At 32.2% G+C, this 24,681-nt stretch carries 18 protein-coding genes; 6 read left to right on the plus strand and 12 right to left on the minus strand.

Going from position 1 to position 24,681, the window contains the following annotated elements:
• Positions 1–436: 436 nt before the first annotated feature.
• The 3 genes from BC961_RS04710 to BC961_RS04720 all read left to right on the plus strand — a co-directional run bounded on the left by BC961_RS04710 (position 437) and on the right by BC961_RS04720 (position 2,745).
• The gene (locus BC961_RS04710; protein ID WP_147440528.1) at positions 437–1,036 is read left to right on the plus strand and encodes a hypothetical protein; all 600 of its coding nucleotides are present in this window, start codon (positions 437–439) and stop codon (positions 1,034–1,036) included.
• A 487-nt stretch (positions 1,037–1,523) separates the two neighbouring features.
• On the plus strand, positions 1,524–2,129 hold the full coding sequence (locus BC961_RS04715; protein WP_121924709.1) for a hypothetical protein: 606 nt from the start codon (positions 1,524–1,526) through the stop codon (positions 2,127–2,129).
• A gap of 142 nt (positions 2,130–2,271) precedes the next feature.
• Entirely contained in the window at positions 2,272–2,745 is a 474-nt protein-coding gene (locus tag BC961_RS04720) for a hypothetical protein (protein WP_121924710.1), read from the plus strand.
• A gap of 100 nt (positions 2,746–2,845) precedes the next feature.
• On the opposite strand, the gene dprA is transcribed toward BC961_RS04720, so the two are convergent.
• Positions 2,846–3,946, minus strand: a complete 1,101-nt coding sequence (gene dprA, locus BC961_RS04725) for a DNA-processing protein DprA (RefSeq protein WP_121924711.1) — start codon at positions 3,944–3,946, stop codon at positions 2,846–2,848.
• A gap of 102 nt (positions 3,947–4,048) precedes the next feature.
• Here dprA and BC961_RS04730 point away from each other — a divergent pair, with 102 nt between their 5' ends.
• Complete coding sequence (locus BC961_RS04730) at positions 4,049–4,996, plus strand: HU domain-containing protein (protein ID WP_121924712.1); 948 nt, start codon at positions 4,049–4,051, stop codon at positions 4,994–4,996.
• A 255-nt stretch (positions 4,997–5,251) separates the two neighbouring features.
• Here the strand turns inward: BC961_RS04730 and bilR are convergent, their stop codons facing one another.
• The 7 genes from bilR to BC961_RS04765 form a co-directional block, all read right to left on the minus strand.
• The gene (gene bilR, locus BC961_RS04735; protein ID WP_121924713.1) at positions 5,252–7,171 is read right to left on the minus strand and encodes a bilirubin reductase, long form; all 1,920 of its coding nucleotides are present in this window, start codon (positions 7,169–7,171) and stop codon (positions 5,252–5,254) included.
• A gap of 385 nt (positions 7,172–7,556) precedes the next feature.
• Complete coding sequence (locus BC961_RS04740) at positions 7,557–9,824, minus strand: helix-turn-helix domain-containing protein (protein ID WP_121924714.1); 2,268 nt, start codon at positions 9,822–9,824, stop codon at positions 7,557–7,559.
• A 302-nt stretch (positions 9,825–10,126) separates the two neighbouring features.
• The gene (locus tag BC961_RS04745) at positions 10,127–10,687 is read right to left on the minus strand and encodes an OmpH family outer membrane protein (RefSeq protein WP_121924715.1); all 561 of its coding nucleotides are present in this window, start codon (positions 10,685–10,687) and stop codon (positions 10,127–10,129) included.
• Positions 10,688–10,968: 281 nt separating this feature from the next.
• Entirely contained in the window at positions 10,969–11,817 is an 849-nt protein-coding gene (locus BC961_RS04750) for a class I SAM-dependent methyltransferase (RefSeq protein ID WP_121924716.1), read from the minus strand.
• Positions 11,818–12,086: 269 nt separating this feature from the next.
• The gene (mnmG, locus tag BC961_RS04755; protein ID WP_121924717.1) at positions 12,087–13,958 is read right to left on the minus strand and encodes a tRNA uridine-5-carboxymethylaminomethyl(34) synthesis enzyme MnmG; all 1,872 of its coding nucleotides are present in this window, start codon (positions 13,956–13,958) and stop codon (positions 12,087–12,089) included.
• A gap of 148 nt (positions 13,959–14,106) precedes the next feature.
• Positions 14,107–14,526: an rRNA maturation RNase YbeY gene (gene ybeY / locus BC961_RS04760; RefSeq protein WP_121924718.1), complete on the minus strand. Its 420-nt coding sequence runs from the start codon at positions 14,524–14,526 to the stop codon at positions 14,107–14,109.
• Positions 14,523–17,825: a hypothetical protein gene (locus tag BC961_RS04765; RefSeq protein ID WP_121924719.1), complete on the minus strand. Its 3,303-nt coding sequence runs from the start codon at positions 17,823–17,825 to the stop codon at positions 14,523–14,525. The genes ybeY and BC961_RS04765 overlap by 4 nt, the downstream gene beginning before the upstream one ends.
• 159 nt (positions 17,826–17,984) lie before the next feature.
• Between BC961_RS04765 and gltX the strand changes: the two genes are divergently transcribed.
• Positions 17,985–19,490, plus strand: a complete 1,506-nt coding sequence (gltX, locus tag BC961_RS04770) for a glutamate--tRNA ligase (RefSeq protein WP_121924720.1) — start codon at positions 17,985–17,987, stop codon at positions 19,488–19,490.
• 753 nt (positions 19,491–20,243) lie between these two features.
• Complete coding sequence (locus BC961_RS04775) at positions 20,244–21,230, plus strand: SPFH domain-containing protein (RefSeq protein WP_121924721.1); 987 nt, start codon at positions 20,244–20,246, stop codon at positions 21,228–21,230.
• Between the two features lie 31 nt (positions 21,231–21,261).
• Here the strand turns inward: BC961_RS04775 and BC961_RS04780 are convergent, their stop codons facing one another.
• The 4 genes from BC961_RS04780 to BC961_RS04795 all read right to left on the minus strand — a co-directional run bounded on the left by BC961_RS04780 (position 21,262) and on the right by BC961_RS04795 (position 24,666).
• Positions 21,262–21,534: a DUF6327 family protein gene (locus tag BC961_RS04780; protein WP_121924722.1), complete on the minus strand. Its 273-nt coding sequence runs from the start codon at positions 21,532–21,534 to the stop codon at positions 21,262–21,264.
• Between the two features lie 3 nt (positions 21,535–21,537).
• On the minus strand, positions 21,538–21,888 hold the full coding sequence (locus BC961_RS04785) for a phage holin family protein (RefSeq protein ID WP_121924723.1): 351 nt from the start codon (positions 21,886–21,888) through the stop codon (positions 21,538–21,540).
• A 39-nt stretch (positions 21,889–21,927) separates the two neighbouring features.
• Complete coding sequence (locus tag BC961_RS04790; RefSeq protein WP_121924724.1) at positions 21,928–22,257, minus strand: YtxH domain-containing protein; 330 nt, start codon at positions 22,255–22,257, stop codon at positions 21,928–21,930.
• Between the two features lie 306 nt (positions 22,258–22,563).
• Positions 22,564–24,666 carry a glutamine--tRNA ligase/YqeY domain fusion protein gene (locus BC961_RS04795; RefSeq protein ID WP_121924725.1) on the minus strand — a complete coding sequence of 701 codons (2,103 nt, stop codon included), beginning with the start codon at positions 24,664–24,666 and terminating at the stop codon, positions 22,564–22,566.
• Positions 24,667–24,681: the final 15 nt, after the last annotated feature.

The raw sequence follows: 24,681 nt of genomic DNA on the forward strand, positions 1-24,681 counted from the left end.
TAGCAACTTATGAGAATCCCTTTTTAGTTTAAAAACTGGAAAGGGATTTTTTTGTAAATATCAGTAAAAGTGGGTATTTGACAAATCATATTTATAACTTATTTTTATCACAAACTATTTACTTAAATAGTAATAAATTAAACCTTAAATAATGAAATAAACCACAAACTATTAAACTATTTTGGTAAAACTGTATTATTTGTTTTAATATTATTTACAAAAAGTAATTGTCAAATCGAGGAAGAAGATTTACTTATATCTTTTCCTCAAAATATAAGTAACGCTAAAATTTGCTTAGAACAACATCCTAATTTGCCACTGATAGTTAGTGCAGACAGAATTAGAATAGAAAATAATCGTATTGCCGAAGACAGTAATACTTCTAAAGGAACTGCCAATCCACAAGGAACTCCGTGTAAATAAAACTGTACGTATTATGAAAAATATAATCTATTTAATCTTTAGCATATTATTACTATCCTGCTCGTCTTCAAAAATAGAAAAACAGGTTCTAAACGATTTCATGAATGAACAATTTATAGAAAACTTCTCTTTTAGGGTTGTCATAAAACAACCAATTAGCCGCATATTGCCTTTAGAATTTTATGAAAAAGCCTATGACGATAGAAATATTCGTTTAGGAGATATGATAAGAATCCGTCCAGAGTCAAACCCTCCATTCGTGTGGCCTGTTGATACCATAGAAATAAAAAATTTAATTGAAAAATATAAAAATGATTCGACTAATAAATTGTGGATTAAAAGAGATTTTCATAGACCAAAATTCGAGTTAACTGATTCGAAAACAATGCAAGCAAATAGAAGTTCTCTTCTGGAGAAATATTTTGGAGATAATGCGTTGGAAATTTCTAAACCTATAGTAACTACAAACAAAAAATATGCATTTTTATTTTTTCGAATTTTTAATGTCGGAATTTATTTTGGTCATACAACATATAGTGTCATATTGATGGAAAACAAAAACAATAAGTGGAAAACGATAGAAACTTATTCAGAATTTAACATAATTAATTAGAGAAAATCCAAAAGCAATCTTGGAAAAATTAAAAAACACTATAAACAATCATATTGCAGTTATTTTAAGAAACTATTATGCAATTAAAACTTGCAGTATAAGTTAAGCGACATTTTTGTAATTAATTTATAACAACTTATGAAAATCCTTATTTAGTGTAAAAACTGAAAAGGAATTTCATTGTGAATATCATTAAAAGTGGGTATTTAGTAGGTTATATAGGTCGTATACATTTGATCAGGATTTTTAAAAAATACCGTTTAATTTAAACAATTAAGTTTCGCTACTGCGAGCGTCTGTATTATGCAATGAAATAAGACGTTAGGAATTTGTCTCAATAAAATTAAACTTTTAAGCATTTTAAATTTTTAAAAAAAATAATTATTATGTGGTGAAGAGTGAGAGGCTGATGCGAGCTAAGGAAACGCAACTATTAATGATAAAATTATTCTAGGAAAAACTTGTTTAATAGATTAAAAAATGATTTATGAAAAATAAAATATTTTGTCTCGTTGGGTCATTATTTCTAATTTGCGGTTGTTCCTCTTATAAAAAGGTTCTAAGTCCAATTACTGCTTATCTTTTGACAAAAACTAATAAAAATGATACAATTATGGTTATTGAAGAAATGATCAATAATAATTTTACAATAGACTTTCTTCAAGCGCAATCAAAGATTAGAGTAGATAAAAATACCATAGAGGATAGCACTCCTCACGAAGGTATTTATAGTGAGAAAGATTGGTTAATAATGCAAAAAAAATATCAAAATAAAACAAAAACTGCAAACTGGCTAAATAGTGATTTATGGCATCAAAAAGATTTTAATAAATTAAATATAAGATTAATTAAAGAAGATTTATTTCCAAAACCATGGGTTTTCAATGAATATTTAAAAGAAGAAAATAAGGAAATAAAAGTGTTCGCATTTTCAAAACCCATATTTTATAAAAATAATAGATTCATGCTATTTGCAAAATCAGAGACTACAACTAAAAAGCAGATAATTACCCCTGATAGCATTGTAATAATGCAAAAGAAAAATGGAGTATGGATTATAATACAGGAGCTGATAAGTAATATTTACTATTAAATAATGGCCAAAAATTATTGTAAAACTCTATTGATATGATTTATATTAAAAAAATAATGTTAATGTGATAATATTAATTATTTCATTACTCCTTTAGGAACGCCTTGTAAAAAATAAAGTTAAGAAATATTTAAAAAATACAGTGATACTAATCCCATTTTTTATTCATTCTTGTGCCTCACCTTCTCTTTATCTTAAAGATTATGAACCTATCAGTATGTTCTTAGAAACTCAAAAAATAGATAAGAATAAGAAGCATATCTTACAAGTAGATAAAGCTCCAAATAAACGGGCTTTAAGAATTTTTAATGGAGAAGAAGTAGGTGAACACATTTTAGATCCCACCGACCCTATAGATTATACAGATGGTCAATTTGTAGAAAAACATTGGAAAAAAATGTACAAGAAATATGATTTTATGGTGAGGTATATTGGTACTGGACTTGAAGATGCGATATTAATCTCTGAACCAATGTATTATATGAATAAAAAATACATTATGTTTTACTGTAGTAAAGCATATTCTACAGGTGGAGGTAAATCCTCGTCTGTTATTATGAAAAAAAAAAAAGAAAACTGGACTATTGTAAGAGTTATTAGAGATAATGTTTATTGATTTTCTAGATGCAAAATCTATTAGATAGTATTTTATCAATAAAGCCGCAAATTCGCAGATTATCCTAATATTAATTCTGCGAATCTGCGCTTTTTTTTTACTATATCGCCTCAAATAATTTTCCTGGTAATGGTCTAATTACTCCTTTCAATTCCATATTCAACAACATCCCTGAGATTTTATAAATTGGAAAATCGCAGCGCAAAGCAATAATATCCATTAGTTCTTTCCCTGTTTTCAACAAATAATCATATACTTTTTGTTCATCATCTTCTAAAGTGACAAACAATTGCTTTTGAACTGGCTTTGTTTTCTGTTCAATATCCCAATTTAAAATATAAACTAAATCTGCAGCGCTGGTGAGTACATTTGCTTTTTGGGTTTTAATCAAGTTGTTGCAACCTTGACTGTATTTGTCGGTTACTCGACCGGGAACGGCAAAAACATCACGATTGTAATCATTTGCGATATTTGCGGTAATCAAGGAACCACCTCTATCGGCAGACTCTATTACGATAGTTGCTTCGCTCATTCCGGCAACAATACGGTTTCTTTTTACGAAATTCTCTTTATCTGGATTTGAAGAACTCCAAAACTCAGTCATAAAACCACCATTTTGCTCCACCTTTGCAACGTACTTTTTATGCGTTTTAGGATAGATTTGGTTTAATCCATGCGCCACTACTCCTATCGTTTGTAGATTATTTTCCATGGCAAGTTGATGGGCTACAATATCAACACCGTAAGCAAATCCGCTAACAATTATGGGATCTAATGGAGCCAAATCTTCAATTAGTTTACGGCAAAATTCAGTTCCATAAGAAGTAATTTGGCGCGTTCCTACAATACTGATTATTCTTCTATTTTTTAGGTTTATATTTCCCGATGTAAATAATAAAAGTGGTCCATCAATACAATGTTTTAAGCGTTCAGGATAATTTTCATCTTGAAAATGCGCTACATTGATATTATTGGTTTTTATATATTCCAACTCTAAATTCGCTTTATCGAAAACGGATTGATCTTTTAAATTTTTAAGAAGTACTGAGCCTACTCCATCAATTCCAGCTAGTTGAGAAGATTTAGCTTTAAAAATAGCTTCGGCAGTTCCTAAATGTGTCAATAGTTTCTTAGCCATAATGTCACCGACTCCGTCGATTCTCTGCAACGCTAATAAATAAAATAAATCCTGCTCGTTCATGCTAATTATTTGAGTGTGAAATGTATAAAATTTTACGTGAATTGTTAATAAAAATTGTGAATAAAATTTTGATAACTATTTTGGTTGGCTAACTTTGTCAGTATGAAAATCGAACTATACATCGCGCAGCTATTATACCGTTATCAATGTGTAACTGTTCCTGGTTTTGGAGCATTTTTGACTGAGATTCAATCAGCTCAATTAAATGAAAGTTCGAATTCTTTTTCTCCTCCAAAAAAGAAAATTGCTTTCAATACTAATTTGAAAAGTAACGATGGCTTACTTGCTAATCATATTGCATTAGCTGAAAATACGTCTTATGATTATGTTTTAAGCGCTATTCAGCATGAAGTTTTTAATTGGAAAAAAACATTAGAAGAAAATAGTGTACTTGCGATAAAAAACGTTGGAGATATTCGTTTGAATGCGGATAAAAACATGATTTTCACTCCGTATGATCAAGCGAACTATTTGACGAGTTCATTTGGTCTAGCGTCATTTGTTTCACCGCTAGTAAAAAGAGAGATCTTCGAAAAAGAAATTGAAGCAATTGAAGATACTACTATAATAAATATGGTTACTGAAGAAACTAGAACTTCAAATCCATACTTAAAATATGCAGCGATTTTTGTACTAGCACTTGGACTTGCTGGAAGTGTTGGTTATCCAATGTACCAAAACCAAATAGCATCTGAGACAATTTTAGTAAAAACTGCAGTACAAAAACAAGTTCAAAATAAAATTCAGGAAGCAACTTTCTTCATTGAAAGTCCAGTTCCTGCTGTTACCCTTACTATAAAATCTGATAAAGAAGTTAAAATGCCGTATCACATTATGGCTGGAGTATATAGAGAAGAAAAAAATGCTAATAGAACATTGAGAATATTGACTCGTTTAGGATACGATGCAAAACGAATTGCACCAAATAAAAATGGTTTTTATCCAGTTTTATATGGTAGCTACGCCACTTTTGCTGAAGCAGAAAAGGCTAAAAAAGAAATTAACATCAAGCACAATCCTGAAGCATGGATATTGATTGAGTCATTATAATATTTAAATTACAATTTAAAAACACCCCAAATAGCATTTAGCTTTTTGGGGTGTTTTTTTTGAAATGCATTTCATTTCTCTAATAAGAAATTAAAAATTAATTTTCTTGAAGCCCTTTTTAAATCGTTGAGGCTTAAAATATAGTGGAGCTAACTACTATTGTGTTTTTATTGAATTCTTTTGTTAAAACAGCTGGTTTCAGCGTAATTCTCCAACATAGCAGGCTATTTAAAATATAATTCACGGAATTGATTGTTACAGAGTATTAGCAGCGTCATATCCCGTTTTAATCGCATGTGAAATATCAGCAACTTCATTACAATCCCCTACTTTGATAACTTCAATTCCTGCATTACTCAGCTCACTCGTGTCAAATACCACGGAACGAGAACCAATCGCTGTAACCACAAAATCACACGAAATTTGGACCTCGCAACCATCTTTGCTTTCACAGATTATACCTGTAGCAAAAATACTTTTTACTTGGTGTCCAGTAAACTGCTCAACTCCATAAGTTTTAAAGTTTTCTAGCAGTGTGGGCAAAACAGTATTACTTATTCCCGTTGCAATAATATCTTCCTTTTCTATCAACAGCACTTTACATCCTTGTTCTGCAAGATATTCTGCAGTTTCAGAGCCTACTAAACCAGCACCAATTACAGCAACCCGTCCATGAACTTTTTGTTCTCCTGATAGAACTTTCCATGAGTCGCAAACATTTGCTCCATTAATTCCATCAATATCAGGAGCAAAACTAGATGCTCCAACCGCAACAATCACCGCATCAGGCTTTAATTCGATTATACTTGCAATCGTAGCTGTTTGACCCAAGCGAACTGTAACTCCTTCAATACTTACAGCATTTGCTAAATCTTGCACTGCACGATGCATTTCTCTTTTGCGTGGCGGCACATCGGCGATATTTAATTGCCCACCCAAACGATTTTGCTTATCATAAAGTATGACTTTGTGACCTTTTTTTGCAGCCACTCTAGCCGCCTCAAGTCCAGCTGGCCCACCACCGATAACGACTACACTTTTTTTAATTTCAGCGGGAATAATGGAACGAGTTTGCTCAAAACCATTCTCAGCGTTAAGTACACACGCTACAAAAGCGCGATTTTGAATATTATCGGTGCATCCTCGATTACAGGATATACAACGACGAATATCACAGCCTTTCCCTATTTTCGTTTTATTGATCCAATCTGGATCAGCTAATAATGCACGACCAAGTCCAATCATATCAGCTTTTCCACTTTCTAGAATATTTTCAGCCATTTCAGGATCGATAATTCTGCCTACAGCGCTAACTGGAATGCTAACCGCCCCTTTGACAATACCTGCAATATCAACAAAGAAACCATAGGGCTGAACTCCCATCGGCGGAATGGTATCTGCTAAATTGCCAGTATGGTTGGCTTGTGCAACGTGCAACATATCGACACCTGCATCTTCGAGCCATTTTGCAAATTGTGGAGCATCAATTAAATCTATTCCGCCTTTTCCTCTTTCAGGTGTAACTACGGGAAATTTATATTCAATTATTCTAGTGGGAACTGCTTCTTTCAAAGCTTTAACCAACATCAGAGCAAATCGCGTTCGATTCTCTAGAGACCCACCAAACTTATCTGTGCGGAAATTCATTTTTGTACTACTTAGTGCTCCTACTAATCGGTCACCATGAATTTGGATTACATCAACACCTGCTTTTTCGGCACGAATGGCACAATCGCACATTTTTTTTATAATGCCGAGTAAAGTAGTTTCACTCACCTCATTTACGAAAAACTCCATATCATGATGCAGTTTCACTCGAACCTGATCCATTTTACCACTATCAAAAAGAGCATTAATTGCGTCGCAATCATATTCTGGGTGAAATATTTGAACGCCTAACTTTGCTCCATGCGCATGTACACTTTCAGCAAGTAAACGGAAACTTTCTATTTGGCTATCATCAAAAAGTTTAGGCGTAGGTGCGAAACTACGTATGGGTGCTACATCACCTAGAACAATGTAACCTACTCCACCTTGCGCGAGTCGGGTATAAAAGGCTCTGCTTTGAGGACTAATGCTACCATCTTTATCTTCATAACCTGTTGTAAGTGGCGGAAACATAATACGGTTTTTAAGTACAATATTGCCTACGGTTATGGGTTCTAAAATTTTCATATTTACAATTTCAAAATGACTAGTAAAATTAGCCTAAACATAAATGGCTAAAGATGATAAAAGTCATTACAATATTGAGATAATGAAAACGAGTTTTATACAGGGAAAAGCATTGGTAATGATTTGAAGAATTTTAATAATTGAACGTCGCTTATTATGATTATCTAAATATGCTCGAACAAGGTAACCTGACGACAATCTAATTTCAGTTTTTGCGTGTACTATCAATGACTGTTGAGATTACTTCTACTTGTAATAAATTAAATGTAGTTCCACTTTTTTTTGGGTACAAGCGGGCCGGTCGCAATAACATTTATTAACAATAAAGCTAGCAACAGAAGAAAGGAAAAGTCTGATAATGAAATTCTATTCGAAAATTTAAATCCTAATTCAAGCTCGCTTTATACATTCTTGCTTCGTTCCACGTGAATTTGTCACTATTTTTCTCCATTAGTGCATTCAACGATTCTTCTTTGTAACCTTGAAATGCTTGCGCTAAAGTCTGAATTTTATCCTTAGGTAAAACTTCAGATATAGAGACCGCTTTTGTTTGTATTAATTGCACAAAATGAGAATAAATAGTTTGCTTAGTCAGTACTCTAATCGTTGCGATATCATCTATAGATTTTTTATCCACCCACAGTTCATAAGTTTCTTGAACGGTAGATTTTTTAGGAGCTTTTGCTTTTGTTTTTTTAGAAGTGTAGCGCTCTATATCTTTATCATCATCAATCAAAGTTATGTTGACTTTCTTGAATTGCTCTTGAATAGAAGAGGTTTTTCGGCTGATGTATTTCTTAATCTCGTCGGATGTCAGCTTCTCTTTCGAAATAGTTTCTCCAGCAACAACAGTTTCTATTAATAACTTGGCTTTCATTAATTGTAAAACAGCTTTAGTTTGCCAATCTTCTAAAACAACCAATTCATCATAATACGATTTGGCTTTCTTGCTTCTTTGAACTTCTTCAATTTTCCAAAGTATTTCAAATACTAATTCGTCCATTGGTTTGAAAAAGTAACTAAAAGCTGCATCAATACGTTCTGACACATGATGTAAGTCAACAGTCTCTTGACTAAAAAGTTTGTTTAATTGTGCAATAAATTTTTTAGATGGATCCAAAAGTTGTTCCATAATATCCATTTGCTTTGCAGCCCAAATCGCCTGTTTAGATTTTACAGAGCTTTCACTATTTTCATTATAACTAAATTTATGATTCCGCCATTCTTGGGCTAAATCTGACCAATTAAAACTACTAATCAAATAGTTATGAATAAAATTCTTAGTTTCAAAGTGCAGCGCATTCGCTAAAAAGTCATCAGTAGCTTTATTAAGCGAATAGTCCATCACATCTTGATCATTTGAAATACCGTTCATACGAAGCGGAGAAAGCAAAATAAGCCCTTCTAACGATCGCAAACGCGATAAAGCAACATATGCTTGTCCAGGGAGAAAAACTTGAGAAACATCCAGCGCTGCTTTGTCAAAAGTTAATCCTTGACTTTTATGCACTGTAATAGCCCAAGCTAATTTAATAGGATAATGAACAAATGTTCCTAAAACTTCTTCTTCAATTTCCTTGGTAGTTTCATCTACTTTGTATCGAATGTTTTTCCATTCATATTTGTCAACTTCGATAGTTTTATTCTCTTCTGGAAAATGAACCAAAATTTCCTGACTTGCTAGAGACTTTATAATTCCCATTTTACCGTTGAAATAGTTTTTATCTGCAGATAAATCATTTTTGACAAACATCACCTGCGCTCCTACTTTTAATTGTAATTTTTCCTCTACTGGGAAAATTTTCTCAGGGAAATCACCAACAATATCTGGAGTATAAAAAACTAAATTTCCTTGTAAATCTTGCAAAGCCTGCGCATTCATCGTATCCGCTTTGTTATTATGCGTGGTAAGCGTAATATAACCTTTGTTAGCTTTTAAATCAAAGTCGGGTTTTACATATTTATTTAACGTTTGAATATCTTGTTGCGAGATCTGGTTGTTCCTTAGATTGTTCAACACCGAAATAAAAGTATCATCCGTCTGTCGGAATATTTTCGATAATTCTATATACAATGGAGGGTTTTGTTGCACAACATGTGAATGAAAAAAGAACTTTCCACGATAATAGGTTTTCAATGTTCGCCATTCTTCATCGCGAATTACCGGTGGCAATTGCAATAAATCACCAATAAATAAAACTTGAACACCACCAAAAGGCATAGGTTTCTTGCGTACCGATTGCATCATGTAATCCATGGCGTCCAATAAATCAGAGCGCAACATACTAACTTCATCAATAATTAGTAATTCCATATTCCGAATCACTGATTTCTTCAATCCACTCATCTTAAAATGACGGCGCAAAGTAGCTTTAGTCTCAAATTTAGTACTATCAGAAAATTGTGGAGCAGAATTATCAGGAATAAATCCACCAAATGGGAGTTGGAACATAGAATGAATAGTCACTCCACCTGCATTTAAAGCCGCGATACCTGTGGGTGCAACAACTACCGTGTTTTTATGTGTGGTTTGGATAATCTCCCTTAATAAAGTCGTTTTTCCAGTACCTGCTTTTCCAGTAAGAAAAACGGAACGATGTGTCTGATTGATAAAACGTAAAGTGTAAGCAGCGGCTTCTGAAATTGTTTGCATTAGACGTATAGATATGTAGCTAAAGTGTTGAAAATTAGATTTAAAACTTTCTTTTTAACAAAATAATTCTGTTGTAACTGAAATCGACTTAGCCCCGATAGTCCCGAAATTTCGGGAGAAATCCTTGAGCTTTTAAAATTGAATTTTTCTAGCCAGAAAAGAGCGACTGGAGGAGGCTCCTTTTATGGGTAAGAAAAACAATTTTTAAACGAAAGATTGTAATGCATAGCGGGATATAGCTTCAAAAAAAAACCTTCAATCTAAAATTAGATGAAGGTCCTTTTACGAATTAATATAAAAACTTATTTTTTTACTTCTTCTTTTTTCTCAGCTGACTTGTATTTGTCGTTCAAAGACTTAATTACCTCTTTTGTGATGTCAAATTTATCTTCAGCATATAGAATTGAAGCAGCGTCACCAGTACCGTAGATGTATGCATATCCTTTTTCTTTACCGTATGATTTGATGAATTTTTTCACACCGCTTACTAAAGAATCCATTTCTTTACCGCTTTCTTGTTGCAATTCTTGAGATAATGCTTGCTGAGCATATCCTAATTGTTGCTCTCTTTTTTGTAATTCAGCACCTTTCTTTTGAGCCCATTCTTGACCGTTTGCTTGTGCTTGTGATTGAAAACTTGCTGCTTCTTGCTTGAATCTTTTTATCTCAGCATCAAGTTGTCTTCCTTTTTCTTCTGCCTTAGACTTATATTTTGCTTCAAGGTCTTTTGCCTCTGTATATTGTTTCATTAATTCAGAAGTATCAACATAAGCGGTTTTTACTTCTTTTGCTGCTTCTGCAGGTTTGTTACAAGCAACCATTGAAATTGCTAATGCGATAAATAATAATGCTTTTTTAGTCATGTCTTTAATATTGAATTTTTGGAAATCTTAAATTTAATTTTTTTGCGTTTTGGTTTTTTGTACTTGTGACAAAAATATAAAAAAATAGACAGTATTGGTTAAAACTTTAAAAAATGCTATTTATTTATCATATAGGATTTTATTATCACTTTAGTTTAAATTATCACTTATTACTATTATAAATGACTTCAATATCGTTTGAATAAACAAATGTTTTAAAAATTCCAACCAATAGCTTGTTTAACGCTATAATTACTTCTTAAATGCTTTTAAAATACGTTTTATTTGTTTTTAAGAACGTAAATGTGTGATGAATACTCAAAATTCTGTTTTGCCTTCCAATTTGACTGTAATCCAATAAAAAATGCTTTTATAAAATTCATTCTTCCAGTTTTGTATTTTTCTGAAAGTAGGCTCACATAAAAAGAATCAAATTTCATAGGAAGCACTTTTACTAATTCCATATCCTCTTTAGCGAATAATTTTTTTATTGCCGTTTTAGAGAAATGCCAAAAGTGAATTGGTACATCGTAAGCAGCCCAGAATTTTCCATATTGTTTTGCATCGAAAGATTTGAAATTTGGAACAGCAATTATAAGACTTCCATTAGGTTTCAGTAAACGTTTCAATTCTTTTATTTGACTGTCTAAATTAGGAACGTGCTCCAAAACATGCCACATTGTAATTACATCAAAAGAATTGTTTTCCAATTCACTTGTTTCCTCTACAAATGATACTCCTTTAAATTTAGCAATTGCTTTAGCTTTTTCACTTGGCTCTACTCCTACTGTGCTCCATCCATTTTCTTTAACAACTGATAAAAAATCTCCTGTTCCAGCACCGATGTCCAAAATACTTCCTTTCGAAGGTTGTAATGAATTAACCAAATTTAATTTATTTTTTAAAGCGATAGTCTTAATAAAATGATAACATTTTTCAAACAAAGTTCTTTTACTATCCGTGTGCGAAATATAATCAACGCTCTCATAATACTTTCCCAAGTTCTCTAGACTTGGCTGCGGATAAGTGATTAACATGTCCATCTCTTCGTCATGATACAATTCAAATGTCTCTTGAGATACAGAATAATCTTTGACCGTTAAAAAATGTTTCTTATTTGAAATGTCCATTAATTAATATTACTATTTATAAATTTATTTTAAACTAAATCCCCAACAAAATTTAGTTGCGTTCGGGTTTATTATTATTTTATTTTCGAATCTTGTAGCAGTAGCTTGGGCTGACACAGTAGTTTCACGTGGAACAAAATGATTTTAGATTTGGGATTAACGATTCTTGATTTTAGATTTTATAATGACTGCTAATTCTTAAATCTGCTATTTCCAGTCACTAATTAAATCTTAAAAATCCTAAATTAAAATTCTGCAATCTTAAATCATTACCTTCCCATATAAATCAACAACACTGAAACGTCACTTGGCGACACTCCACTTATTCTTGAAGCCTGAGATATTGTCACTGGACGAATCTTGCTCAACTTTTGCTTTGCCTCTATTGACATCGATTTTATTTTATCGTAGTCAAAGTTTTCTGGAATTTTTACATCTTCAAGTCTTAACAACTTATCAGCATTATTTCTTTCCTTCTCAATATAACCAGAATACTTCACTTGAATTTCTGCTTGCTCAATTATCTCTTGGTCTAAATCATTTTCAGCGATGTAATCTCTAACTTTATCAAATTTCAACATATCGTCTATATCGATCTGTGGACGGGAAAAAACTTTAAACATTTTATCTCCTTGAGTAATTAGTGCTGTTTCTTTAGCTTTTAATATCGGATTTGCTTCGGCAACAGATACGCTAGTGTTTTTGAAAAATGAAACCATTTTTTCAGATTCATTCAATTTGTGCTCCATACGTCGTAAACGCTTTTCAGATGCTAAACCAATTTCATGCGACATAGGAGTCAATCTAAAATCAGCATTATCTTGACGAAGTAAGGTTCTATACTCAGCGCGAGAAGTAAACATTCTATAAGGCTCTTCAGTTCCTTTAGTAATTAAATCATCTATTAAAACCCCAATATAAGCTTCATCTCTTTTTAGAATTAGCGGCGCTTTTTCATTCACTTTTAAATGTGCATTAATTCCAGCCATTAGCCCTTGAGAAGCTGCTTCTTCATATCCTGTAGTTCCATTTATCTGTCCCGCAAAATATAATCCCTCAACTAATTTTGTTTCTAAAGTATGTTTTAACTGCGTAGGCGGAAAGTAATCGTACTCGATTGCATAACCCGGACGAAAGAATTTCACGTTTTCGAAACCAACAACCGTACGTAATGCTTTAAATTGAATATCCTCTGGAAGCGAAGTTGAAAATCCATTTACATAAACCTCACAAGTTTTCCAACCTTCAGGTTCTACAAATAATTGATGTCTTTCCTTATCCGCAAAACGATTAATTTTATCTTCGATTGAAGGACAATACCTAGGACCAAGACTTTTTATTCTACCATTAAACATTGGCGAACGATCAAATCCTTCTCTCAAAACATCATGAACAGCTTGAGAAGTATAAGTCATATGACATGATCTTTGATGAATTAATGGTGATGTTACATCTGAATACGAAAACTTATCTGGTCTCGCATCTCCCTTTTCTTCATTCATTTTAGAATAATCCAAAGAACGACCATCCACTCGTGGAGGCGTTCCAGTTTTCATTCTACCAGATTCAAAACCCACAGCGACTAGATCTTCGGTAATTCCATAAGCAGCACTTTCACCTGCTCTACCTCCACCGAATTGTTTTTCACCAATATGTATCAATCCATTTAGAAAAGTTCCATTCGTTAGCACAACCGATTTTGATCGAATTTCCAATCCTAATGAAGTACGAATTCCTTTTACTTTGCCGTTTTCAATGATAAGTCCTTTTACCATTTCTTGATAGAAATCAAGATTTGGAGTTCCTTCTAGCACCATTCTCCATTCCTCAGCAAAACGCATTCTGTCGCTTTGAACTCTCGGAGACCACATTGCTGGACCTTTGGATTTATTCAACATTTTAAACTGAATAGCAGTTCTATCTGATACAATTCCTGAGTAACCACCAAGCGCATCAATCTCTCTAACAATTTGCCCTTTTGCAATTCCACCCATTGCTGGATTACAAGACATTTGAGCAATGTTTTGCAAACTCATTGTAACCAATAAAGTTTTTGAACCTAAATTTGCGGCTGCCGCCGCAGCCTCTGAGCCAGCGTGACCGGCGCCAACGACTATAACATCATATTCCTCTAAAAACATCTTCTTGTATAGTTTAACCCTTGTGATTTGTACGGGCTGTAATTTTGAAATCTAAATCATTTGTTCCACGTGAAACAAAAATCTGTAGTGTGTAAATTGAATGATGTTCCACGTGAAACATCACTTATGCTATTTCTACTTTTTAGCACTACTGTTCCACGTGGAACAGAGCAATTTTTTCATCTTCTTTCTTTCGCATCAGCGCTTCTTCGTCTTCTCCTTTATCTTTATAACCGCAGTAATGTAAAATGCCATGTGCTAAAACACGCTTGATTTCTTCCTCAAAAGTTACATTAAAGTCAATGGCATTGTCCTTAACTCTTTCGACAGAAATAAAGCAATCACCACTAATTTCATTTCCCATTGTGTAATCAAAACTAATGACATCTGTAAGCGTGTCATGATTAAGATACTCTACATTTATCTTGTGTAGATATTCATCATCACAAAATATATAACTTATCTCGCCTTCCTTTTTATTCTCGGATGCAATAACAGCAGATAACCATGAAGCAATATCTTCTTCATTTTCTAAAATAAAATCTGTTTCGTAATTAAAATTGATCATTTTTTATTGAAATATTCTTGAACCTTTTGATTAAAATTCGAGCGCAAAGGTAACGATTGTCTGTTTAATATTTCTATACTGTTTAAATAATCTAACAATGCAGGTGGCAATGTATTAGATTGATTGTTAAACTCCTTTCTATTACTTTCAGATTGTCTTTTATTTTCCTCCCCTTGCTGCTGCAATGCTGTATTTAATTTTAATAAATCCTGCTTGACATTTAACATTCTCTGAAGCGTTTCGTTTTTAAATCCTTTGTTCAAAAGCTCCTTTTCTATTTGTTTCATTTGCTCCAAAGCACTTTGCCCATTTCCACCTATTCCCTGTTTGTTTAGCTCTTTTTGCAATGCTTCCCGCAATTCCTTTTGCTGCTTATAGATTTCCATAATTGCTTCAGCATCTCCTTCTCCGTCAGAGCCACCTTTTCCATTCTCACCTTGCTGACCTTGTTTGCCTTTTTCTCCCTTCTCACCTACACCCGGTTTCTGACCTTTTTTCATTCCATCCTTCATTTTCTCTTCTAATCCTTGCTGTTTCTTAATGATATCTGGCAATTGCATACCTTGCCCATGTCCAGGTTTAGGACTACCTGAACTTTTACTAGACATTTGCATCTGCATATTATTTAAGATGTCACTTAAGAAATCTGCCAACTTATTAGCAGCAGAAATCGTGTATTGTTGATGTGATATGCCTTTAGGTAGTTGCGCATCTGTCAAGGTAGATAAAGATTTATCAACATTGTAAATAACATTACCTATTTCCTTAGTTATATCTTCGGCAATCTTCGGGTTTCGTAATGACATCGTGAATAAACTGTCATCAACGTGTTTAAACTGCAGCTTTAAATCTTGCTGGATTTTAATGTTTTTATTAAATGCTGGCGAACCTGATCTAAACTTTTTAAACTGTTTCATCAAATCCTCTTGCGATAACGAAAAAGCTAATAGATTGTCGAGAACTTGACGCAGCATTGCAACATCTTCTTGCAACTGATCAATCTCTCCTGCATCCATACTTTCAGCCAGTTTTTGAGCTATTTCCTTCATCTTCTTAGCGGCACTTTTCTGGCTAGGCTTCGCTTTATCTTTTCGATCATTTTTTAATTCCTCACTAGCTTTCTTTAAATCTTCTTCTACACTTTTTTGATTCTCATTATCATTTGGTAAATCAAGTGGTGCTTTTAAATCTTTGTTGTCTTTCTTTAAATCCTTTAACTCTTCTTGAATCTTGTTAAATGCGGCATTAATCTCGTCTTGCTTATCGACCTTATTATTGTGTTCACTGTTTGATAATTCCTCCTGCTTTTTAGAAAGTTCATCTAACTTTTTACCAACTTGTTCCGCCTTTTTCTCGACATAAAACTTCTTAGTTAATTCTACTAGCTGCTCTAAATTCTTACTTTGGTTTTTACTGTTTTGTTTAAATTTCTCCAACTTAGACATTAGTTCTTCGCTTTGCATTTTATCATTCAGTTCCTTTAATTCATCTAGAAGTTTTTCATTTTTTTCTAAATCTTGTTCAGATTTATCCATTCTGTTTTTAAGCTCCTCCTTCATTTCATCCTTAGGAGTAGTTTTAAATTTGTCTAAATTCTCATTCATTTTTTTTGCAAATTCTTTCATCATTTCATCTTGCTTCAACTGACGTTTAATGAAATCATTTACTTTTTGTTGATCTTTAAAATCTAAAATTAATTTCTCCTTACCGGTTTTTTGCAACTTCTCCATTTCTGAAATTTGCTTGTCTTGATTCTTCAATGACTTTTCCATACTATTGATGTTGTCGTTTTGCTGTTGCAGCAATTCATCTCCTTTTTCAACATCAGTAGAAATTCGATTGGAAAAAATAGTTGACTTACTACTTTTATAATTATGAATCACATCATTATCAAAAACTTCAAAATAATAGTCATATGAAACACCCTGCTCGACTGGCAGATTACTTGGAAAAGAAAAAATGAACTGATCAAAAGCACTATTCTTTATTGAAATTGTTCCACGCTTCACTGATTGTGGTTTCCCGCTTTGATAATAAACTACTTGTAATTTTGAAAGACCATAGTCATCAGCAACTTGACCTAACACATAATTCTTAGCAACCTTTAAACTGTCGGGAGCATTGTTTGCAGTAATCGTTGGATATTGATCTTTTACAGTTGAAAGCTGATAATTAAGTTTTTCGTAGTTTTTTACGTTACTATTAGAAGTAATTATATGATAATCTGTATTTTGGAATACATTTTTAGCAATCGTAAATCCCTTACTAGTGTTTGTAAAAGGACTTTTTACATTGTCAGTAATCCAATCCGCATTTTGAGTTGCCGAAGTTGTCATATTCCAAGTTACGCGCGTACCTTCTGGAATTACAGCGTTTCCAGTTCCTTTAATAATCTCTGCTTTCTTATTCAGATAACTTGGAAAGTTAAGGATCATTTCAAAATTTGCAATAGATGGAACTTCAACAACTTTAAGCTCATAATCTTTAGAAGAAACTTTATTTCCCTCCACGTGGAACAAAACATTATTTAAAGGTCTAGCGATTTTAAATTCAAATTCTCCCGGCTTTACAATTTCCATATAATAACTTTCATCATCGATAAAAATAACTGCGTTCTCTGGAACAATACTTCCTTCTGACTTCATTCGAATAAGAAAGTCTTTGCCTTGCTCCGTTTGAAGACTTGAATTCATCAGCACAAATTTAAAAGGAGCTGGTGGAAGAAAAACAGAGTTGAAATGCACTACTCTATTTAAACTTTGAGAAATCACGCTACTATTACCTGATAGATAGAATATCGCAATTAATAGTATAGGAATAAGAGCTAGTGGAAAGTATTTCTTATTCGCTTTAAAATTTATAGCATTGCTAAATGGTACAGGTTGCAATAAACTAGCTTTTTGACCAATCGATGCTATGAGAAGTTCTGATTTTACATCGTCATTATTCTCATTAGATAATTGCAAAAAATTAGTCAATTTATCATTTACCTCTGTGAAATGATTACCAATGATTACTGACGCCTGCTTGTAATCAATTCCCTTTTGAAGTTTAAATAACTTAAACATTGGAAAAAGAATAAAACGAAAAAGTAAATAGAACTCTACAAGTATAAAAGTCCAAAATAATATGCTTCTACCTATTGGCTTAAGCCAAAGAAAATATTCAACAAATAGTGTAAATAGTAGATACAACAACCCAAGACCAATAAAGAAAATTGATCCTCTTATTAATTCGTTAGTATAAAACTTCCTTATGAAAGCTTCTAATTTTAAATAAACAGAATGTTGGTGGTCCACAATAGTTGACAATTATTTATAACAAATAAAAGTAATATTTTTAATTAGATAATAAACCAATATGATAATGAGAAAATTAGCTAAAATAAATAGGTATCAAATATCAGTTATTTTTAAATTGATACATTGAAAACGTATATTTGCACAAAATTTACAGCAATGTCTAAACAAGTTCGCGTGCGTTTTGCACCAAGTCCAACTGGACCTTTACATATTGGCGGAGTACGTACCGCATTATTCAACTATTTGTTTGCCAAAAAAAATAATGGTGTTTTTTTCTTAAGAATTGAGGATACAGATCAAAATAGATATGTACCTGGAGCCGAGGAATATATTATTGAAGCATTAGAATGGTTAGGAATATCACCTGATGAAACTATTGGTAAAAATGAAAAGTTTGGACCTTACCGTCAAAGCGAAAGAAAAGATTTATACCAGCAATATGCTGCTGATTTAATTAAATCTGGTAATGCTTACTATGCTTTTGATACGGCAGAAGCACTAGATGCTGCAAGAAAAGAAGAAGAAAATCAAGGTAAAACATTCATATACAATCATCATAATAGAGAAAAACTAGATACTTCATTAGTAATTTCTCCTGAAGAGATTGCAAAAAGAATCGCCGACGGTGCAGCTTACGTTATCCGTTTTAAAACACCTGTGAATGAAACTTTGCATTTACATGACATCATTCGCGGAGATGTAAAATTTGAAACAAGTCTTCTTGATGATAAAGTTTTATTTAAAAGCGATGGAATGCCAACGTATCACTTAGCAAATATTGTTGATGATCACTTAATGGAAACTTCACACGTTATCCGTGGAGAAGAATGGTTGCCATCTATGCCTCTACATATTTTACTCTATCGAGCATTTGGTTGGGATGCACCCGAGTTTGCACATTTACCGTTAATTATGAAACCTGTTGGGAATGGAAAGTTATCCAAACGCGATGGAGATAAAATGGGCTTTCCAGTATTTCCGTTAGATTGGAAAACAGAGGAAGGAATATCTTCAGGATATAGAGAAAAAGGCTTTTTCCCAGAAGCGGTTATCAACTTTCTTGCATTATTAGGTTGGAACGATGCAACTGAAAAAGAATTATTTAATCTTGAGGAATTAGTTGAATCTTTTGATTTAAATAGAGTTCATAAAGCAGGAGCCAAATTTGATCCAGAAAAAAACAAATGGTTTAACCATCAATATTTAATCAGACAGGAAGATTCTCTTTTGGCGAACGCCTTTGCTCCTATTCTCATTGAAAAAGGCATTACTATATCTGACGATAAGCTGACAAAAATTGTATCTCTAATTAAAGAACGTGCACATTTCGTTTCTGAGTTTTGGGAAATGAGTGATTTTTTCTTTGTGGCTCCAGTTGCTTATGATGAAAAGGCATCTAAAAATTGGAAAGCAGAAACACCAGCTTTGATGGAAGAACTAATTTCTGTTCTTGAAAAAATAGAAGAGTTTACTTCCTTAAACATCGAAACGATCGTTAAAGAGTGGATGACAAATAATGAAATTGGAATGGGTAAAGTTATGCAGCCATTTAGATTGAGTTTAGTGGGAGCTTTAAAAGGTCCTCACCTATTTGACATTGTAGAACTTATAGGAAAAGAGGAAACAATAAGTAGACTTCAAAAAGCAATTACTTCATTATAGAAAATCAAAGCCCTGAAAATTCAGGGCTTTTTTTATAAATAGATAATTTAATTACTATTAATTACTTCAAGATTAGATTTTAAATTATAATCACGAATATTATCGTTTAAATTGACAAACGTGTTATCAACTCAATTTTGATACGAAAAATTTGCTGTACAATACCGAATTCCAAAAGTGATACTTACAGTAGGATAAGGCTTAAACTTGGCAATATCGAGAATATATTGAACAAGTAAAGTAGTTCCAGCTATTACATTTGTTTCATTATCTTAATCACTTTTAAATTTACCATTTACTTTCAAAATAGTTCCAAACTCTAAACTTTAATGTTTTACAATTATTTTATAACTACCCAATAATGGAATTTGTACGGAGACTAATTCATAATTTACTTTTTCACTTCCTAGTAGTACATCACTAGTAAATACATAATAATTATATTCGTTAAAATGTACATTTTAATGTAATTACCAATTGTCATAAAAATTCTCAAGTATTTATAATCCAGCGATTCATCCCATTTTAAAGTTCGCTTAAAAGTTCGCAGTTTTTAAATTAAAACGATTAATTCTAGCAATTATAACAATTCTATTACAATCTTTATAATTAATCTACGCGATGACTGAGACACAAAAAAAGATAAAAATTAACTTAATTGCGTTCTTTATCACAATAATGGAATTTAAGAATAAAAAACTAAAGATTTTTCGTAAATTGTCAGTTAATTTTTAACTAAAATAAAAAAACAGTATGGACATTGCACTAATTATTCTGCTCGTATTAGGTTTCTTCATCTTACTATCTTCGTTTTTTACCGTAAAGCAACAAACTGCTGTGGTTATAGAGCGATTTGGGAAGTTCCTAATCATCAGACAATCTGGTTTACATTTAAAAATTCCTGTAATAGATCGCATCGCAGGTCGAGTTAATCTTAAAATCCAACAATTAGATGTGATTATCGAAACAAAAACGAAAGATAACGTTTTTGTGAAACTTAAAGTTTCAGTTCAATTTATGGTTGTTCAAGAAACTGTTTACGATGCTTTTTACAAATTAGAGTATCCACATGACCAAATTACTTCCTACGTTTTTGACGTTGTTCGCGCCGAAGTTCCAAAATTGATATTAGATGATGTTTTCGAAAGAAAAGATGACATTGCTGTAGCAGTAAAAAGAGAATTAAACGAGGCTATGACTACTTACGGTTATACGATTATCAATACTCTTGTAACTGATATTGATCCAGATATTCAAGTAAAAAACGCGATGAACAGAATTAACGCGGCTGATAGAGAAAAAACAGTAGCTGAATTTGAAGCAGAAGCATCAAGAATTAGAATTGTTGCTAAAGCGGAAGCAGAAGCAGAAAGTAAAAGATTACAAGGACAAGGTATTGCTAATCAAAGAAGAGAAATTGCTAAAGGACTTGTAGAAAGTGTTGACGTTCTAAACCGCGTTGGTATTAACTCTCAAGAAGCATCTGCTTTGATTGTTGTAACACAGCATTATGATACGCTTCAAGCTATTGGTGCTGACGCTAATTCTAACTTGATTTTATTACCTAACTCTCCTCAAGCTGGTAGTGACATGCTAAATAATATGATTGCCTCATTTAGCGCATCTAATCAAGTAGGTGAAATGATGAAAATAAGAAGTGATAAAAATAATATCAAGAAGGAAAACAAAACGGATTATAGATTGCCGGAAAACCCAGCAAATCATGATTTAGAGGACTAAAATACTCTATACATTAAATAAAAAAAGAGGCTCATGAGCCTCTTTTTCTTTTTGCAAACCAATCTTTTACAAAAGGAATTGCTTTATTAAGTACAAATGGAACTGATGCTGATACAATTGCTCCATAAGGGATCGCTGAGCTATAAGTTCCTATTAAGTCGCTTACAATATTTTGAGGAGTAAAATTTTCTTTCGTTTTCTTCACTCCAAAAACTAATTTCTGATAACTAATTTCTTTTTCAACCTTTAAGATTTCCAGCTCCCTATCAATTTGTGCATAAGAAGTATATTTTTTATTTTCCATAATTTAGTCGTTAAAAAATATTTCCGAAAATTTCTCTAAAATTGGGCCTTCTACAATTTTGTCTTTTACTAGAAATAACAACCCAGTGATCACTAGATATATTCCACCAATAATTAAAAAACCTAAAGGATAGTTATCAATCGATTTACCAATCGCTAAAGCTCCAGCTATCGAACAAAATAATAAAACCATACTCAAGCAAACAAATATCAATGAGAATTTAAGAATCATTGTAGTTGATTTCATAGCGACCTTGAAACCCCATAACTTATAATAAGAAACATTTGTATTGATATACGAATGAATCTGTTCTTGAATTTCTTCAGTATTTTCTTTTAATTCTTCAAAAGCCATTTATTTCATTTTACAATTAATAAATCAAGAAAATCTAAATTACTTTTGAAGCTTAGCATTCTGCTTTTTCAAATGTGATAGTTTATCTTCTAAAAAAGAAATAACTTCTTCTGTTTTATGACTCATGTTTGAAACTAAATCTTGGTAAGTATCTTCTAAATCAACTTTTGCAGTCGATAATTTGTTACTCAATTTTGTAGATACAGAATCAAATTTACCTGTCACATCACTTTTAGCATCATCATATCCGTCCTTTACTTTCTTTCTAGTTTTTGAACCTTTATCTGGAGCATATAAAATTCCTATTCCTGCTCCTACCAACACTCCTGCTAAAACAGCAATCATTGTATTCCCTGTATTTTTCGACATAATTATATAGTTTTAATTTTTCTTACATAAAATTACAAAATTATTAACAGTAAGTAGTTAACAACTCGTTAAAGTGCAAATAATATAAAGGAAAAGTAATTAGAAGCTATATTTTGATCACTTTTAATTATTTCTGAATAAGTAGTTGTAAAGATTGAAAAATCGCCTTATATGCCATTTATAGGCGTCAGTTTTGATAAATAAATATTATTAAAAGCTTAATAAATATAACTATTTATTATAATAGAAAAAAGCTCTCAAATTGAGAGCTTTTAATAAATATTGTAATTAGTAATAAAATATTCTTTACAATTTTAAATGTGTCAATAATTGCAACACTTTTTCATTTTTTTCATTTTTTTTCAAATCTTGTAATTGATTTTCTAGAAGACTGAAATTATTTAAATCTACTTGCAAATTTTCAATTGCCAAAATTCTTACGGCAGCTAATTGACTTTTCAACGACATCGTATATAATTTTGTCAATGACTCTTCCTCAATATCTTTTACTTTAACTTTATCAGAATGATGCAAAATCAAATTAGAGAAAAGTAACGCATTGTTATCGTTCTTGATATTTTTTATAATTGTTTGAATAATCAAACTGTAATTATCAATACTCTTTATATTTTCAATTATTGAATTTAATATTAAACTTGCATTGCTTTCGTCTTTTTCTTTCACATATTTATTGATTTCCTTTTGCGTATTCATCAATAAATTTTCCTCTTTTTTACCTTTTTCTTCCCAAGCGTCTTTTAAACCAACCGTTTTATTAAAGACAATTTTATCCTCGGTAGTATCATTATCGACATTAAAATAACCTAATCTCTGAAATTGAAATTTCTCTCCTGCTTTTGGAGTTGCTAGACTTGGTTCTACAAATCCTTTGATGATTTGCAATGAATTTGGATTCATAAATTCTAAGAAATTCTTCTCTTTATGACTGTCAGGAGCCTCATCTATAAACAGTCGATCATAAAGACGAATTTCAGCCTCTATAGCATGTTTTATAGTAACCCAATGTAATGTTCCAGCCACTTTTCTTTTACTTGCTTCACTCCCACTACCACTCCTACTGTCTTCATCATAACTAACATGAATTTCAGTAATATTTCCAGCAGCATCTTTTACCACGCTTTCACCTTTAATAATATAAGCATTTTTGAGTCTAACTTCTTTTCCTAAACTTAGACGGAAAAATTTAGCAGGCGCTTCTTCTAAAAAGTCTTCCCTTTCAATATATAATTCTTTCGAAAAAGGAACTTGCCTAAAGCCAGCACTTTCATCTTCCTGATTGCTTTCAGCTTCTAACCACTCCTCTTTATCATCAGGATAATTAGTAATTACTAATTTAATAGGATCTAAAACCGCCATTACTCTTGGTGCTGTTTTATTTAAATCTTCACGCAAACAAAACTCTAAAAGTGAAAAATCAATAACATTTTCTCTTTTGGCTACGCCAATAATATCACAAAACTTTCTAATAGAAGTAGCGGTATAGCCTCTTCTTCTTAATCCTGAAATTGTAGGCATTCTAGGATCATCCCAACCGTTTACGATTTTTTCTTGAACTAATTGTAATAATTTACGTTTACTCATTACAGTGTAATTCAGGTTTAAACGCGCAAATTCATACTGGTGTGGCCTAACTCTACTCTCATCATAAATCTGGTCTAGAAACCAATTATAAAGTTCACGATGCATCACAAATTCTAAAGTACAAATCGAATGTGAAATCTGTTCCATATAATCTCCTTCACCGTGTGCATAATCATACATTGGGTATATGTTCCATTCATATCCCGTTCTATGATGATGACGATGCAAAATGCGATACATTAAAGGATCGCGCATCAACATATTAGTTGATTTCATATCAATTTTAGCACGCAAAACATGACTCCCTTCTGGATAATCACCATTTTTCATCGCTTCAAATAATGTCAAATTTTCCTCGATAGATCTATTTCTGAACGGACCATTTACACCTGCTTGTGTTGGAGTTCCTTTTTGAATAGCCATATCTTCAGAAGATTGACTATCAACATATGCTTTGCCATTTTTAATCATCCCTACAGCCCAATCATATAACTGCTGAAAATAATCAGAAGAATATAATTCTTCTGTCCATTCAAAGCCAAGCCACTTTAAGTCTTCTTTAATTGCGTCAACATATTCCTGTTCTTCTTTAGCAGGATTAGTGTCATCAAAACGAAGATTTACCGGTGCATTATATTTTAGTCCTAAACCAAAGTTCAAACAAATCGATTTCGCATGTCCAATATGTAAATATCCATTTGGTTCTGGCGGAAAACGAAAACGTAATTTATCTTGAGGAAAACCATTGGCTAAACTGTCCTCAATGATTTGTTCTATAAAATGGAGTGATTTTTCTTCGGTTGACATAATTTTTCTTAATTT

The organism is Flavobacterium weaverense (genome assembly GCF_003688495.1).
GTDB lineage: Bacteria > Bacteroidota > Bacteroidia > Flavobacteriales > Flavobacteriaceae > Flavobacterium > Flavobacterium weaverense.